At 70.8% G+C, this 15233-nt stretch carries 13 protein-coding genes; 10 read left to right on the top strand and 3 right to left on the bottom strand.

Annotation, left to right across the window (positions count from 1 at the left end; genetic code table 11):
* The first annotated feature begins 53 nt into the window (after nucleotides 1-53).
* Nucleotides 54-2168 carry a hypothetical protein gene (locus tag ACFWWR_RS05000; RefSeq protein WP_384302007.1) on the top strand — a complete coding sequence of 705 codons (2115 nt, stop codon included), beginning with the start codon at nucleotides 54-56 and terminating at the stop codon, nucleotides 2166-2168.
* A 234-nt stretch (nucleotides 2169-2402) separates the two neighbouring features.
* A complete protein-coding gene (locus ACFWWR_RS04995; RefSeq protein ID WP_384302005.1) occupies nucleotides 2403-3623 on the top strand; it encodes a glycosyltransferase family 2 protein in 1221 nt (406 codons plus the stop codon).
* Nucleotides 3624-3636: 13 nt separating this feature from the next.
* On the opposite strand, the gene ACFWWR_RS04990 is transcribed toward ACFWWR_RS04995, so the two are convergent.
* Both ACFWWR_RS04990 and ACFWWR_RS04985 read right to left on the bottom strand, forming a co-directional pair.
* Nucleotides 3637-5625: a hypothetical protein gene (locus tag ACFWWR_RS04990; protein ID WP_383870923.1), complete on the bottom strand. Its 1989-nt coding sequence runs from the start codon at nucleotides 5623-5625 to the stop codon at nucleotides 3637-3639.
* A gap of 272 nt (nucleotides 5626-5897) precedes the next feature.
* Nucleotides 5898-7304 carry a polysaccharide pyruvyl transferase family protein gene (locus ACFWWR_RS04985; protein ID WP_383870848.1) on the bottom strand — a complete coding sequence of 469 codons (1407 nt, stop codon included), beginning with the start codon at nucleotides 7302-7304 and terminating at the stop codon, nucleotides 5898-5900.
* 206 nt (nucleotides 7305-7510) lie between these two features.
* Here ACFWWR_RS04985 and proB point away from each other — a divergent pair, with 206 nt between their 5' ends.
* From proB to ACFWWR_RS04960, 5 genes are all read left to right on the top strand, one after another.
* Nucleotides 7511-8617 (top strand): glutamate 5-kinase, encoded by a 1107-nt coding sequence (proB, locus tag ACFWWR_RS04980; RefSeq protein ID WP_383870851.1) that lies wholly within the window; start codon nucleotides 7511-7513, stop codon nucleotides 8615-8617.
* A 382-nt stretch (nucleotides 8618-8999) separates the two neighbouring features.
* Entirely contained in the window at nucleotides 9000-9461 is a 462-nt protein-coding gene (locus ACFWWR_RS04975) for a hypothetical protein (RefSeq protein ID WP_383870926.1), read from the top strand.
* Between the two features lie 61 nt (nucleotides 9462-9522).
* Nucleotides 9523-10809 (top strand): glutamate-5-semialdehyde dehydrogenase, encoded by a 1287-nt coding sequence (locus tag ACFWWR_RS04970; protein WP_383870854.1) that lies wholly within the window; start codon nucleotides 9523-9525, stop codon nucleotides 10807-10809.
* A gap of 144 nt (nucleotides 10810-10953) precedes the next feature.
* Entirely contained in the window at nucleotides 10954-11529 is a 576-nt protein-coding gene (locus tag ACFWWR_RS04965; RefSeq protein ID WP_383870857.1) for a hypothetical protein, read from the top strand.
* A gap of 98 nt (nucleotides 11530-11627) precedes the next feature.
* Entirely contained in the window at nucleotides 11628-12698 is a 1071-nt protein-coding gene (locus ACFWWR_RS04960; protein ID WP_384302003.1) for a hypothetical protein, read from the top strand.
* A gap of 46 nt (nucleotides 12699-12744) precedes the next feature.
* Here ACFWWR_RS04960 and ACFWWR_RS04955 read toward each other — a convergent pair whose 3' ends face one another.
* Nucleotides 12745-13881 (bottom strand): M48 family metallopeptidase, encoded by a 1137-nt coding sequence (locus ACFWWR_RS04955; RefSeq protein WP_383870862.1) that lies wholly within the window; start codon nucleotides 13879-13881, stop codon nucleotides 12745-12747.
* 80 nt (nucleotides 13882-13961) lie between these two features.
* On the opposite strand from ACFWWR_RS04955, the gene ACFWWR_RS04950 reads away from it, so the two are divergent.
* The 3 genes from ACFWWR_RS04950 (at nucleotide 13962) to nadD (ending at nucleotide 15221) form a co-directional block, all read left to right on the top strand.
* Entirely contained in the window at nucleotides 13962-14159 is a 198-nt protein-coding gene (locus tag ACFWWR_RS04950; RefSeq protein ID WP_383870935.1) for a hypothetical protein, read from the top strand.
* A gap of 107 nt (nucleotides 14160-14266) precedes the next feature.
* Nucleotides 14267-14431 (top strand): hypothetical protein, encoded by a 165-nt coding sequence (locus tag ACFWWR_RS04945; protein WP_217239932.1) that lies wholly within the window; start codon nucleotides 14267-14269, stop codon nucleotides 14429-14431.
* A 79-nt stretch (nucleotides 14432-14510) separates the two neighbouring features.
* A complete protein-coding gene (nadD, locus tag ACFWWR_RS04940; RefSeq protein WP_383870866.1) occupies nucleotides 14511-15221 on the top strand; it encodes a nicotinate-nucleotide adenylyltransferase in 711 nt (236 codons plus the stop codon).
* Nucleotides 15222-15233 lie beyond the last annotated feature (12 nt).

Genomic DNA, 15233 nt, shown 5'->3' with positions numbered 1-15233 from the left:
CCCCTCCAAGAGCAGGTTCCTCCGTGATAAGCACCGCTATTCGCGTCGCCCGAGTGGGCAGCGCGGCAGAGCTGGCCGCGGCGGCCCTCATGATCCTGGGCTACCCCGCCCTCATGCTGGCCGCACTCGTCCCGAGCGTCCCCGCCTTCGCGGCCGCGACCGCCGTGACGTACCTGGCGGACCACTATCTGCACCGCAAGGGCAGCTATCTCATCAACCGCCTCAGCAAGGTGCGAGCCGGCCTGTCGATCCGCTTCCTGATCAGACAGCTCCTGCTGATCCTGCTGCTGGCCCGCCTCTCCCTCTCGGACGGCCTGGTCTTCTACGGAGCGACCGCCTGCTTCATCGCCTTCTACGGTCTCCAGGCACCGCACGGCGCGCTGGTCACCCTGATCCGCAACCGCCGCCGGATGCCGGTCGCCACCCGCAACGTCGACCTGGCCTCGCGCGTGCGCATCCCGGACGCCCCGCCGCAGAGCCTGCTGAACCGCTCGGCCGAGAAGATGCTCCACCTCGACCTCGCCGCCGTGGTCGGCATACTCGTCTCCGCCGCCCTGGACTCCGCCCTCGCCGGCTTCATCGGCATCGGCGTCACCCTGGGCCTCGGCTCCCTGTACGTCGCGGCGCTGCTGCCGTACGTGCGCGGCCGGAAGATCCCGCCCACCGCCGAGAAGGTGCTGGACGCGGTCGACGACTGGCTGCGCGAGTACCGGCCGGAGACGGTGCTGTACTTCTCCGGCTCCAAGGACTCGGCCTACCAGGTCAACATGTGGCTGGAGACCATGGAGCAGCTGGACTCCAAGCCGCTGATCATCCTGCGTGAGCGGGTCATCCTGGCCAACCTGGCGCCCACCACGGTCCCCGTCATCTGCGTGCCCGGAGGGGTGCACCTGATGAACATGGACCTGTCCAACGTGCGGGTCGCGCTGTACGCGGCGAACGTGGGCAAGAACATCCACCTGTTGCGCGTGCCGACCATGAAGCACGTCTTCATCGGCCACGGCGACAGCGACAAGCTGGCCAGCGTGAACCCGTTCAGCAAGGTGTACGACGAGGTGTGGACCGCCGGCCGCGCGGGCCGCGACCGCTACGCCATCGCCGACGTCGGTGTCCGCGACGAGGACATCGTCGAGGTCGGCCGCCCGCAGCTGGCGCCGATCCAGACCGGGCAGGGCACGCCGGACGACCCCAGCGGCACAGCCGTCGACGGACGCTGCCCCACGGTGCTCTACGCGCCCACCTGGGAGGGCTGGGACGGCAACCCGGGCAACACCTCGCTCGTCCTCGCCGGCGAGAACATCGTGAAGAAGCTGGTGAAGGCCGACCCGCCGGTACGCGTGCTGTACAAGCCGCACCCCTTCACGGGCACCGTCAGCGCCGAGGCCGGTGCGGCGCACCGGCGGATCACCTCCCTGGTCGGGAAGGCCGCCGCCGCGCGCGCCGCCGACCCGCGCTTCACGACGGACGCGGTCGCCCAGGCGCAGGCCAAGGCGGAACTGGTCCGGATCGAGTCCCGGATCGCCCAACTGGTCGGCAACGGTGGCGAGAAGGGCGACGAGGCCGAAGCCACCCGCGACGGCCTGGTCGACGTCAAGAAGCACGAGGAGATCGCCCGGCTGCGGACCGAGTGGAACGACGCCTACTGGCGTTCCTTCCCCGCCTGGGAGCACCGGGTGGTCACGGGCGCCGAGCCGCGCCTGTACGACTGCTTCAACGTCTCCGACGCGATGGTCTCCGACATCTCCAGCGTGGTCTCCGACTTCATCGCGAGCGGCAAGCCGTACGCGGTCACGGACTCCGCCGAGCTCGGGGTGGAGGAGTTCAAGCGGCAGAACACCGCCGTGCGCGCCGCGGTGATCCTGTCCAACAGCGCGGCCGAGCTGGGCGCGCTGCTCGACGCGGTCCGCGACCCGGCGGCCGACCCGCTGGCCGAGGACCGCAGCGAGCTGAAGCAGTACCTGCTGGGTCCGGACGAGCCGACGTCCATCGAGCAGTTCAACACCGCGGTGGCCAACCTCGCGATCAAGGCCGAGACGCGCAATGTCGGCCAGGAGTCACGGGCGGCGACCGGAGCCGCGGAGGCCGCGGAGGCCGAGGCGGAGCTGGCGAACGCGGTGCCCGCGCCGGGCACGTCGCCGGCCGGTGAGGCGGACGGTCTGACGGCGTGACCGTGGGCTGACGGCGCCCTTGCCGAAAGGGCCCGGTTTTCGAGGGAGTGATCCTCGAAAACCGGGCCCTTTCTGCGTATGTCCTGGTGTACGCGTCGGTGCATGAACGAGAGCCGTGTGAGCTGGCTCACGAAACCATGACGCCGAGGCAACCGCTTGTCGGGGCCGTCCGTCTATCAAGTAGCCAATGAGGCGATACAGGGGAAATGTTCAGTGAATAGGGGGAAGCGTACCGTGACGCAGCCTGATGTGAGCGTGATCATCGGGGCGTACGAAGCGATGCCGTACCTGGTCGACTGCCTCGCTTCCGTGGAGGCGCAGACCATCGGTCCGCAGCGCATCGAGGTCATCGCGGTCGACGACGGTTCGACGGACGGGACCGGGGAGTACCTGGAGGAGTTCGCGGCCCGCGCGGCCATGCCGGTCACGGTGATCCGCCAGGACAACTCCGGCGGCCCCAGCGGCCCGCGCAACGTCGGCCTCGGCAAGGCCGCCGGGCGTTACGTCTTCTTCCTCGACGCCGACGACCGGCTCAGCCCCGAGGCCCTGCGGAGCATGGTCGCCATGGCCGACGAGAACGGCACGGACGTCGTCCTAGGCAAGGTCGAGGGCGTCAACCGGTCCGCGCCGAAGTCGATGTGGGGCAGCTCGGTGGGCCGCACCGACGTCTTCTCCTCCAACATCAAGTTCACCCTGAGCGCGCAGAAACTGTTCCGCCGGGCCCTGCTGGAACGTCACAGCATGCGCTTCGACGAGTCCCTGTGGACCGGCGAGGACGCCCTGTTCACGCTGGAGGCCTATCTGCGCGCGGACGGCGTCTCCGTGGTCGCCGACCACACCTGCTACTACCTGGTGGGCCGGGAGGACGGCAAGCACGTGACGAAGAGCGGCGGTTACGCCCTGCGCTTCGACTCCGCCCGGGCCCTGATGACCCTGATCGCCGACATGCTTCCGCCGGGCCCGAAGCGGGACGTGCTCATGGTCCGGCCCTTCCTCGTCACTCTGCTGCCGCAGTTCGGCCCCCAGTACCTCAGGGACGGCGAAGAGGTCCGGCGGCACAAGTTCGAACTGGCGAAGCCGCTGTTGGACGCGTACTGGAACGAGAACGTCGCCCGCCGCCTCAGAGTCCACGAGCGGCTGCGGCTGCACCTGGTCGCCGCCGGGCGGCCCGACCTCCTGAAGGGCGTCGTGGAGTTCGTCCGGGCGAAGAAGGAGGCGTCGGCCGTTCTGGAGAAGAAGGGCCGCCGCCTCTACCTCGCCTACCCGCACTTCCGCGACCTCTCGGCCGGCATACCCGACGCGGTCTACCTCGCCGACGCCCGCGAGGCCCGCACCTTCCCGGGCTATCGCGAGAACACCGTCGACAGGTTCGTGCAGCGGGCGGCACGCAAGGTGCGGCGGGTGCTGCCGGCCCGGGAGGGCGGCGCGCCGGGCGGGCGGGCCGCGGCGGCCTGACCCCCCGGGGAGTTCACGCGGACGGTGCGGCGGGCTCGACGACGCTCTCGTGACGCGGCCTCGGCAGTTCCGACGCCAGCCGGTCCGCCATCCGCACCTGGTGCTTGTGCGCCGCCGCGCACAGTTCCCGTGCCGCCTTGTTGAAGCGCACCTGTGAGGGCGGCTCGTCCGGTCCCAGCAAATACCGCTTCAACTCGGCGCGAGACCCGGCCAGTTCGTCCTTCTCCGGGTGCCGTACCGCCTCCAGCAGCTCCGGCACTCCGCCCGCGTCCGGTGCCAGCACGGTCGCCGCCCGTACCGTGGGGAAGGTCTCGCGGAACGTCTCCTCCGGCAGCCCGCTGGTATTGGCCACCGCGTACGGCTTGCCGCTCGCCAGGAAGTCGCTGACCACGCTCGACACGTCGCTGACCAGCAGATCGGCGCGGTTGAAGCAGGAGTACAGCTCGGGCCGGACGTCCGTCACGACCTGGTGCTCCCACTCCGGCAGCGAGGCCCAGTACGCCTCCTCCCAGGCCTCCGTCGCCCGCGCCACCGCCTCGGCCCGCCCCGGCTCGGGAGTGGACTGCAGCAGCATCCGCTCGACCTGGTCCGCGGCGGAACGGCAGTCGGTCGAGATGAGGGCGTCCAGCTCCTTCGTACGTCGGGCCAGTTCGCCGTCGTCGACGGGCCGGGCGCCGGTCCGCTCCCGGTTCGCCGCCCGGACCAGCTCACGGATGCGCAGGTCCGCCTCCCCGGCCCGCGGGTCCACGGATCCCGTCAGCGGGTGCGGCTTGTACAGCAGCCGTACGCCCGGATCCGCCAGCAGCGCGCGTACGAGGTTCTCGCCGGCCTCGATCACCGACGTGTTGCCGGGGTTGCCGTCCCAGCCCTCCCAGGTGGGCGCGTACAGAACGGTGGCGTACGGCCCCGTCGGCGGGCCCGCGTACGGCCGTACGGCGTCCAGCTGCGGGCGGCCGATCTCCACCACGTCCTTGTCCTCGACGCCGACCTCGGCCAGCGCGTAGCGCTCGCGCGCCGCCGGACCGGCCACCCACACCTCGTCGTACGCCTTCGCGTACGGGTTGCAGGAGGACAGCTTGTCGCTCTCGCCGTGGTTGACGAAGGTGTGCTTGAGGGTGGGGATGCGCAGGACCTGGGAGGTCTTGCCGGAGTTGGAGGGGTGCACGAGGACCTGGAGCGTGGACTGCTCCAGGCGCATCAGCGTCGACACCTTCGGCAGGCAGACGATCGGCACGTCGGTAGCGGCGATCTTCTGCACCATGAAGCGCTCACGCAGCACGATCAGCGGACGGCCCTCCAGCTGCGCGAGCGGCTCCAGCCACATGTTCGCCTGGTAGGCCGAGGACGCGCCGCCGGAGAAGTAGAGGCCGATGGTCGGCCTGTACTCCGCCAGCCATGCGTCGAACCAGTCGACCACCTCCTGCTCGCCCACCGGACGGCGGCTCGGCAGCAGCCGTACCAGAAGGTCGAACAGGCCCATCACCGCCAGCCCGAGGGACAGGGAGATCCCCAGGGCCGCGCAGCGCAGGTCGTCGGTGGCCACCGTGGCCAGCAGGCCTGCCGTGGACGGCAGACCGAAGACCAGCAGGCGGTGGCCGGGGCGGCGCAGCAGGACGGGCGGGGCCGGGGACAGGCGCAGCGCCGAGGCGTCGATGTTGCGGGTGACCACCGGCAGGGTACGGGTGCGACGGACCAGGACGGAGAGCGCCTGGATCGCGCAGTGCAGCGTGTAGAAGGCGAGCAGGCCGGCGACGAGCGGGGCGTAGACCGTCTCCCGGGCCGGCTCGCCCAGCCGCAGCAGACCGAAGACCAGCAGCAGGTCGCGCAGTACGTGCCGGACGGTGAGGTCGGCGTGCGACTTGGCGAGCACCGTCACCATGCCGCGCTGCCACCGGTGCAGCACGCCCTCCGCGGCCACCGAGGCGACGGTCGCGACGAGCAGCAGCGGCAGGTGGGGCAGGAGCGCCCCGACGGCCTGGACGGTGAAGGCGGCCGCGAACAGGGCGGTGAGCAGCGCGCGGGGCGCGTGCCGGCGGAGCAGGAGCCCGGTCGGGGTCGTCGACCGGGCGCGGAGCAGTCCGGCGAGCCGCCGACGGGGGCGTTCCGGCGTCGCCCGGCGAAGCCGGAGCCTCGCCGTGCGGCGGCGGGGGAGGGGTTCAGACACTGCGGTCACTCCAAGGTTCGGCGCAGGACGTCGTGCGTCCGGGTTAACGCCCGCCGACCACCGGACGACACGCACGTGTCCGACAGCCCTGGAGTGAGGCGCGGGGCGCGTTACCCTCGCCCCGACCCGATCACCTTCCGGATCGGCCGCCCCACCATCCGCCGCGCCCGCCGGTACACCGACGCCGACATCCCGGTCGCCGTCGCGCCCGACCTGGTCCGCGCCAGCTCCCGCTTCAATGTGTCGTTGTCCTTGGAGAGTTCGTCTATACGGCTGTGCAGCCAGCCGAAGCGCGTGGTGAGCGAGGTGAGGTCCGTGTCGTTCCAGGGCCGGATGCCGGCCGGGAAGGACAGCGAACGCATGCGGTCGTCGAAGGCTGTGCCGCCGTCGCCGTGCGTGAAGGTGTTCTGCAGGCCGTTGCGGTCGAGGAACTCGGTGAACCGCTCGAAGCGCTCGTGGTGGCCGCTGACCAGAGAGGTGAAGTCGGCCTCCTCGTACAGCCGCGCCGGATCCAGGTCGGCGGGCAGCTTGTTGATGAGGCGGTGCGGGATCCCGAAGTAGCGGCACAGTTCCAGCGTCCGTGAGTCACCGCACAGCACGGTCGCGGGCGTACCCGCCAGCAGCGCGGCGATGTTGCCGTGGATGCGGGAGCCGAAGGAGAAGTCGAAGGCGCGCAGGTCGTCGATCCAGGTGACGGGGTCGACGTAGACCCGGACCTTGCCCTCCCCGTACATCGGGTGGTCGGGGTGCGTCGGCATCGACGTCACCCGGCCGTTCGCGTCCGACAGGTCCCGCCAGTGCAACTGCCGTGCGTCGCTGAGGTTCTGGCCGATGAAGCGCAGGTGCGGGTAGCGCTCGTGGGTGCGCCGGATGATCCGGTCCAGGCCCTGCTTCCGCACCGCGTTGTGCGAACCGTTGACCGCGATACGGGAGTCGGCGGTCAGCGCCGGTACCCGTTTCTCCACGGCGAGTTCCTTGCCGTAGAGGAACAGCGACGGGCAGCCGATCACCTCGACGTCCCGGAACCCCATGTCCTTCAGGTACTTCTCGGTGAACTCGCCCCGCACCCCGATCGAGGCGCTGCGGTCCAGCACCGCGGCGACGAACTCGCGCACCGACGGCTCCATGGGCTTCAGCCGTGCCGGGTTGTAGTCGAGCCCGGCCTGCGCGCCGACGCCGACCACCACGACCGGGATCCGCAGCTTGCCGATCAGCCGGGTCAGCCGCTTCAACTGCGGCTCGAACGACGGCCGGAACGCGTTCGCCAGCGGGACGACGAAGGCGTCGTACTCCTCGTTGATCCGTCCTGCCGCGGCCACGTCGGTCCTGATCCCGTTGGAGACGACCTCGGTCCCCGGTATCTCGAGGATCTTGTGGGTGGCGTCACTGAAGATCAGGTTGCCGGAGTTGGTGGCGATGACGTCCTGGTCCAGGGCCTCCTCGACGGGGACGACGTCGTAGGGGCTTTTGCCCGACCTGAGGAGTATCCGCTTCGAGCGGCGAACAGAGTGCGACACAAAGTTCAATTTAAGTTTTGCAAGACTTTCATTTCTAGAAGCAACCAGCACAACCTTTTTGCCGTATGCGAAGCGTGAGCAAAGAGTGACCGGGCCGCCTGTCCGGGGGCTGGACCGCCGCGCGCCGCCCGGCCCCGTTCGCGTAGATTGCGGAAGAGCCGAGGTGCGAGGGGACGGAACGCAAGGTGGCAGGGGCAAGGCAGGCTGTGAGCGAGGCCCGCAGGATCGTCGTCAAGGTGGGGTCCTCGTCGCTGACCACCGCCTCGGGCGGCCTGGACGCCGACCGGGTCGACGCGCTCGTCGACGTCCTCGCCAAGAGCCGCAGCGGCGGGGAGAAGGAGATCGTCCTCGTCTCCTCCGGCGCCATCGCGGCAGGTCTGGCCCCCCTGGGGCTGCGCCGCCGCCCCAAGGACCTGGCCCGCCAGCAGGCCGCCGCCAGCGTAGGCCAGGGGCTGCTCGTCGCCCGCTACACCGCCTCCTTCGCCCGCTACGGCGTGCGCGTCGGCCAGGTGCTGCTGACCTCCGACGACATGAGCCGGCGCGCCCACCACCGCAACGCCTCCCGCACCCTCGACAAGCTGATCGCCATGGGCGCCTTGCCGATCGTCAACGAGAACGACACCGTCGCCACCGACGAGATCCGCTTCGGGGACAACGACCGGCTCGCCGCGCTCGTCGCCCACCTCGTCCACGCCGATCTGCTGGTGCTGCTGTCCGACATCGACGGCGTGTACGACGGCGACCCCAGCAAGCCGGGCACCTCGCGGATAGCGGAGGTGCGGAAGCCCGCCGACCTCTCCGGTGTGGAGATCGGCAGCGCCGGCAAGGCGGGCGTCGGCACCGGCGGCATGGTCACCAAGGTCGAGGCGGCCCGGATCGCGGCCGCCGCCGGCATCCCCGTCGTGCTCACCAGCACCGTCCACGCCGCCGACGCGCTGTCCGGCGGCGACACCGGCACCTACTTCCACCCCGCCGACAAGCGCTCCGCCGACCGGATGCTGTGGCTCCAGCACGCGTCCACCCCGCAGGGCTCGCTGACCCTGGACGACGGGGCGGTACGGGCCGTCGTGGACCGCCGCAAGTCCTTGCTGCCGGCCGGGATCGCCTCCGTCGAGGGCGAGTTCACCGCGGGCGACCCCGTCGAACTGCGGGACGGCGAGGGGCACGCGGTGGCCCGCGGACTCGTCAACTTCGACGCCAAGGAGATCCCCCGGCTGATCGGCCGCTCGACCCGGGAACTCGCCCGTGAGCTCGGCCCGGCGTACGAGCGCGAGGTCGTGCACCGGGACGACCTGGTGATCCTGCACCCCTGACAACCGGGCGGTCGCACCCTGAGGCGGGGGTTGTCGCGTCCCCGCGACGGGGGTCGTCGCGCCCCGCGACGGGGGTCGTCGCGCCCCGCGACGGGGGTCGTCGCACCCCGAGACGAGGTCGTCACACCCCAGCACGACGTCGTCGCACCCGTAAACACGGGCATCGCACCCGAAAACTTGGGCGTCGCATCCGAAAACGGGGTCGCCGTACCCGAAAACGGGGTGAACGCCCTGACAAGGCCGTCGCCCTCAGGTGGACGTTCCGCAAAACCGCCACGCGGACGCCCCCGGCCTGTTCAACTTTGTCTCAGGGACCCGTTCCGCGAAACCACGAGCACGAGCACTGCTCGGCCATGGGGTAAAGGAGGCCGTCGTGAGACGAGTGCGCCCTGGGGCGTCGGCGGCCCGAGGGGATACCGGCGGTGCCTCCTCGCGCCCGGCCGGCGAGGAGCGTGCCCTGACCAGCGTCGCGGCCGGCGACCGGTACGAGGAGCCGAAGGACCTGCCACGCCTGTGGCACGTCACCCTCAGCGTCTCCGGCAAGGAGGCCCCGCTGCAGGAGGTCCGGCGCGGCCTCGAACAGCTGGCCCACGACCATCCCTTTCTGCTGACCAGCCGGTACGCCAACGACCACGCGGAGATCCGCTACTGGGAAGAGGCCCGCGACCTGCACGACGCGGCCGCCGTCGCCCTGCGCCTGTGGGGCGAGCACCGCCAGACCGCCAAGCTCCCGCCCTGGGAGATCGTCGGCCTGGAGGTCATCGACCGCGAGACCTACCACCTGCGCATTGCCGAGGGGTTCGGACCGGCTCCGGCGACACCGGTGGGCGTTCACCCCTTTTGACCGTGTCTCGCGGTGTGGAATGCCCGGTGGACGCGTCCGCCCGGCGCACTACCCTTCCCGTATGACCACGCTTTCGCCGTACGACTCGATGTCCCCGGTCACCCAGGCCGCCTACCGCGCCAAGGCCGCCGCCGCCGACCTCGCGCCGCTGCCGCGGGCCGACAAGGACGACGCGCTGCTCGCCATCGCGGACGCGCTGGAGGTCCGTACGAGCGAGATCGTCGAGGCCAACGCCAAGGACATCGCCAAGGCACGCGAGGCCGGCACCGGCGAGGCCATCATCGACCGGCTGACGCTGACGCCGGAGCGCGTGCGGGCCATCGCCTCCGACGTGCGGGACGTCGTGGCGCTGCCCGACCCGGTCGGCGAGGTCGTCCGCGGCTCGACCCTGCCCAACGGCATCGACCTGCGCCAGGTCCGCGTCCCGCTCGGCGTCGTGGGGATCATCTACGAGGCCCGCCCGAACGTCACGGTGGACGCCGCCGCCCTCTGCCTGAAGTCCGGCAACGCGGTACTGCTGCGCGGCTCGGCCTCCGCGTACGAGTCGAACAGCGCGCTCGTGCGGGTGCTGCGCGACGCCGTGGGCGGGGCCGGGCTGCCCGCCGACGCCGTACAGCTGGTGCCCGGTGAGAGCCGCGAGAGCGTGCGCGAGCTGATGCGGGCCCGCGGCCTGGTCGACGTGCTCATCCCGCGTGGCGGCGCCTCCCTCATCCGGACCGTCGTCACCGAGTCGATCGTCCCGGTCATCGAGACCGGCACCGGCAACTGCCACGTCTACGTCGACGCCAACGCCGACCTCGACATGGCGATCGACATCCTGATCAACTCCAAGGCGCACCGCGTCAGCGTCTGCAACGCCGCCGAGACGCTCCTCGTCCACCAGGACATCGCCCCCCGGTTCCTGCCGAGGGCCCTGGACGCCCTCGCGGAGGCCGGAGTGACCGTGCACGCCGACGAGCGGGTGCTGGCGTACGCCAAGGACTCCAAGGCCACGGTCGTGGAGGCCACCCCGGAGGACTGGGAGACGGAGTACCTGTCGTACGACATCGCCGCGGCCGTCGTCGACTCCCTGGACAGGGCCGTCGAGCACATCCGCCTGTGGACGTCCGGCCACACCGAGGCCATCGTCACGACCTCGCAGCAGGCCGCCCGCCGCTTCACCCAGCTGGTCGACTCCACCACGGTCGCGGTCAACGCCTCCACCCGGTTCACCGACGGCGGCCAGTTCGGTTTCGGCGCGGAGATCGGCATCTCCACGCAGAAGCTGCACGCCCGCGGCCCGATGGGTCTGCCCGAGCTGACCAGCACGAAGTACATCGTCACCGGCGACGGGCACGTCCGGCGCTGAGGCGCCCGACCGGGCGCCCGACACGGCGCGGGCGCCCGGCAAGCACTTCGGGCGCCCGCCCGTGCCGCAGAAGAGATGTCTGATCCACCGGATGAATTTCCATACCGTCTGCCCAAATTGACCCCCCCGGTCTACTCTGGATCCGTGCCGGAGGACGTGGGGGGCACGCCGTTCCCTGACGGCTGGGAGCCCGACGACGACCACGACCGCGGGGTGTCGGACGAAGAGTTCGCCTCCGTGGTCTTCGACGAGGCCTTCGTCCGGGCGGCCGTGGTCCACGAGCCGACCGCCGTCGAACGCCTCCTTGCCGCCGCGCAGGCGAGAGCGGAGGCCTCCGAGGCCGAGGCCCGCCGGGCGGCACTCGGCAGGGGCGAGCGCTACGAGGACGGGTACGGCCCCGACGGCCCCACCGGATTCGGCCATGATCCGGAACTCGACGACCTGGACGACGCCGACATCCTCGAAGGCCGCTACGGCGCCCCCGGGACGTACGGCAAACCGGCCCGCTGGCACCGCCCCGTCGCCTGGATGCTCGCCCTCGTGATGGGGATCGGCATGGTCGCGCTGGCTTTCGCGGCGGTCTACCGCAGCGCCTCCTCCGGCGGGGACCAGGTTCCGCTGCCCGCCTCGACCGGCCTGGAGCAGGGCACCGCGGCGGCGCCCTCCGCCTCCGCCGACTACTCCCAGCCGGCCGTCTCCGCGGTCCCGCGCACGCCCTGACGCTGACCGAAGCCCCTGGCCGGTCCTGGTGAGAACCTGTCAGAAGTTGTCCCGCAGCGGGGCGTTTACCCGAGGGCCCCGCGACCTACTCTGAAGATATGGGAGGGCCTGGAAACCCACCTGAGGGGACACCCGAGGGCGGCCCCGGAGGTGGAGAGGACGAGTACCGATCCGTCGTCTTCGACGAGTCGTTCGTCCGCGCTGCCCGCCTCCAGGAGTTCTCCGCGCAGGAGCGCATCGCCGACCACGCCCCCGCCGTACGCCGGCGCCCCCCGTTGCGCCGCGGCCTGTCCCGGCAGGCGCTGATCCTGGTCCTGCTGATCGCCGTCGCCTTCGGCACCGCCATCTACATGGGTGTACGGCACCCCTACCAGGCCCCCGTCGCCCGGCAACCCGTCGAGCCCCTGCGGATGACCGTCATCCCGCTCGCCCCCGAGGGCAAGGTGCCCGGGCACGCCGAACCCGAGTACCTGTACGCGCACAGCCCCGCCGCCCAGTACCGCATCGGTGCCGAGGGCATACCGCTGCCCGCCTCCCGGCGCACCGCGCACTTCTCGGACAGCCAGGTGGTCGCCGCGCTGACCACCGCCAAGGACTACATCGTCCGGTCCTCGTTCTACCCGGAGGTCCTCACCGGCGAGCAGGTCCGTCCCGTACGGGTCCTGCTCGACGCGGACCAACTTGACCAGTTCGACGAGAGTTTCGCCCGCCCGGCCGCCGACGGACGGCACGCTCCGACCGGATGGCTGGTCCGCTTCGACCCGTCCGGCGCCGAGCTGGCCGATGCCAAGATCCGGGTCCAGGGCACGCTCCAGGCCGCCGAGACCGACTCGTCCACCCTCGAGGTCACCGCGGACCACACCTTCGTGTACGCGCTACGGCCCACCGGCTCCGGCGACAAGGCCCAGGCGTCCTTGTTCACCGTCCGCCGCGAGCTGCACTTCCGCTTCGACAGGGACGACCTGCGCCTGCACACGGCCCAGCTCGTCGTCTCCTACGTCCAGGCCGGGCCCCTGTCCTGCGCCGAGGACTCCACCGACCACCTGCGACCGCTGCTCGCAGGCCAGACCGCCAAGGAAGGCGGCCCGGCCGGCACGGATCCCTACGCGACGGGCGGCGCCACGGCGCTGTGCGGGTCGCTGGCGACGAACGCGCAGCCGAAGGTGTGAGCAGCCGGCCGGCCTCCCGGTCCGGTCGGCTGCGGTGAACCCGCGGTCAGTCGTCGTCCCTGGGGGGAGTGTCCGTCCCGCTCCCGTTCGCCGGGCCCGGCTTGTCCGTCGGCGGCTGGTCCTGCGGTGCCGAGCTCGCGAAGCCGCCGAAGCCGCGCCGCACCCTGCCGCCCAGGTCCCCCGCACCGCCGGCGAGGTCGCTGACCAGCTTCATCAGCGGGTCCTTGGAGGTCTTGACGTGTGTGGCGTAGTGCGACGCCGACTCCCGGAAGGAGTCCGAGACCGAGGTGTCCTTGTCCTCGCTGCGCCGCGGGTAGTGGCCGTCCATGATCCGCTGGTAGTCCCGGGACTCGGACCACTTCTTCAGCTCGGCGGCCCGGATGGTGGTGAAGGGGTGGGAGCGCGGCAGCACGTTCAGGATCTTCAGCACGGAGTCGCGCAGGTCGCCGCCGGCCTCGTACTCCTCGGCCTGCTTCAGGAACGCGTCCACGTTCATCTCGTGCAGGTGGTTGCCGCCGGCCAGCTTCATCAGTCCACGCATCGAGGCCGTCAGGTCCTGGCCGACCAGGAGGCCCGCTCGGTCGGCGGACAGCTCCGACTTGCGGAACCACTCACGCAGCGCGGTGACGATCGTCATGATCGCCAGGTTGCCGAGCGGGATCCAGGCCACCTTGAGGGCGAGGCTGGTCAGGAACAGCAGGATGGTGCGGTAGACCGAGTGGCCGGACAGGGCGTGACCCACCTCGTGCCCGATCACCGCCCGCATCTCCTCCTCGTCGAGCAGCTCGACCAGGCCCGTGGTGACGACGATGATCGGCTCGTCCAGGCCGATGCACATCGCGTTGGGCTGTGGGTCCTGGTTGACGTACATCGGCGGGACCTTCTCCAGGTCCAGGATGTAACAGGCGTCCCGCAGCATGTCGTTGAGGTGCGCGAACTGCTGGTCGGAGACCCGCACCGAGTCGGAGAGGAACAACAGCCTGAGGCTGCGCTCGGGGAGCAGACCGCTGAGCGCCTTGAAGACCGTGTCGAAGCCGCTCAGCTTGCGCAGCGCCACCAGGGCGGAGCGGTCGGCCGGGTGCTCGTACGCACGCGAGGAGATCCCAGGGAAGCGCCTGCGCTGCCTGCTCGGCACGTTCTCGTGCCCGTTCTGCTGGTGGCCGTCGGACATGTCTTCCCCCATGTGCGTGTGAGTGGCCCTTTGCGGACCCTTGTGCGGTCCTTTGCGCCCCCGAAGCGAAGCCCAGCCTAGGCGGAGTTACCGTGGACGGGCACTACAGCGAGAAGGAGTTCCGCGCCATGGAGCACAACCCCCGGGCCGCCTGGCTCGCCGAGGCCGCGCGCGCCGCCGAGCAGCAGGGCGCCGGGAATCTGCTCCGGGTCGTACTGGTCGTGATGGTGCTGGGCTGTGTGCTGACCGCGTGGTTCCTGCTGCGGGGGTACAAGCGGAAAGACGACTGAGCCGGGGCCAAGGTTCCCAAAGGCGGAGTCGGCGTGATCGGCGTCGGACCGCCCGCTTACCATGAGCCGACGTCTTTATCCCGCCCACCGGATAGGTCCTGCCGAAGATGAGCTTCCACAGCACCGCTGCCCAGTTGGTCACCCTCGCCGCCGAGGGCGAGGAGCACGGCGGCAACCACGAGAGCCTCGACCCGCTGGTGACCGGCGGCGCCGCCTTCCTCATCCTGATGCTTCTGCTGTGGATCACCACCCGTTTCAACCGCGACCGCTGAGGCACCCGGTGCCCATAGCCGGGCATTCCGGGCATCCCCCGACCGGTGTCCTCAGGCCGGGCCGGTAGGGTCTGCACGCATGGGAGAGCAGGACATGCCTACCGGTCCGGCGAACGACACGCCGAACGGCACGGAAGACCGCCCGGCGAACGGTGCCGACAACCGTCCGTCGAGCGCCCTCGGCAACGGACCGTCGGGCTCCGGCAAACGCCGTCTCGGCGTCATGGGCGGAACCTTCGACCCGATCCACCACGGTCACCTCGTGGCGGCCAGCGAGGTCGCCGCGCAGTTCCACCTGGACGAGGTGGTGTTCGTCCCGACCGGCCAGCCGTGGCAGAAGAGCCACCGCAAGGTCTCCCCGGCAGAGGACCGCTACCTGATGACGGTCATCGCGACCGCCGAGAACCCCCAGTTCTCGGTCAGCCGCATCGACATCGACCGCGGCGGCGCCACCTACACCGCGGACACCCTGCGCGACCTGCGCGCGCTCAACCCCGACACCGACCTCTTCTTCATCACCGGCGCCGACGCCCTCGGCCAGATCCTGACCTGGCGGGACGCGGAAGAGCTGTTCTCCCTCGCGCACTTCGTCGGGGTCACCCGGCCGGGCCACGTCCTGTCCGACTCCGGCCTCCCGGAGGGCGGCGTCTCGCTCGTCGAGGTCCCCGCCCTCGCCATCTCCTCCACCGACTGCCGGGCGAGAGTCGCCAAGGGCGACCCCGTCTGGTACCTGGTGCCGGACGGAGTCGTGCGTTACATCGACAAGCGCGAGCTGTACCGCGGCGAGTGAGCCGAGAGGGGC

It is taken from the genome of Streptomyces sp. NPDC058678, from assembly GCF_042714835.1.
Lineage (GTDB): Bacteria > Actinomycetota > Actinomycetes > Streptomycetales > Streptomycetaceae > Streptomyces.
This window is presented reverse-complemented; position numbering and strand designations above follow the sequence as displayed.

What these genes read in the sequence shown, in the direction of transcription:
- ACFWWR_RS04970 (WP_383870854.1), top strand. Translation starts at nt 9,523, where the DNA reads ATGACCACGCTTTCGCCGTACGACTCGATGTCCCCGGTCACCCAGGCC.
- ACFWWR_RS04960 (WP_384302003.1), top strand. Translation starts at nt 11,628, where the DNA reads ATGGGAGGGCCTGGAAACCCACCTGAGGGGACACCCGAGGGCGGCCCC.
- ACFWWR_RS04955 (WP_383870862.1), bottom strand. Translation starts at nt 13,881, where the DNA reads ATGGGGGAAGACATGTCCGACGGCCACCAGCAGAACGGGCACGAGAAC.
- ACFWWR_RS04945 (WP_217239932.1), top strand. Translation starts at nt 14,267, where the DNA reads ATGAGCTTCCACAGCACCGCTGCCCAGTTGGTCACCCTCGCCGCCGAG.
- nadD (WP_383870866.1), top strand. Translation starts at nt 14,511, where the DNA reads ATGGGAGAGCAGGACATGCCTACCGGTCCGGCGAACGACACGCCGAAC.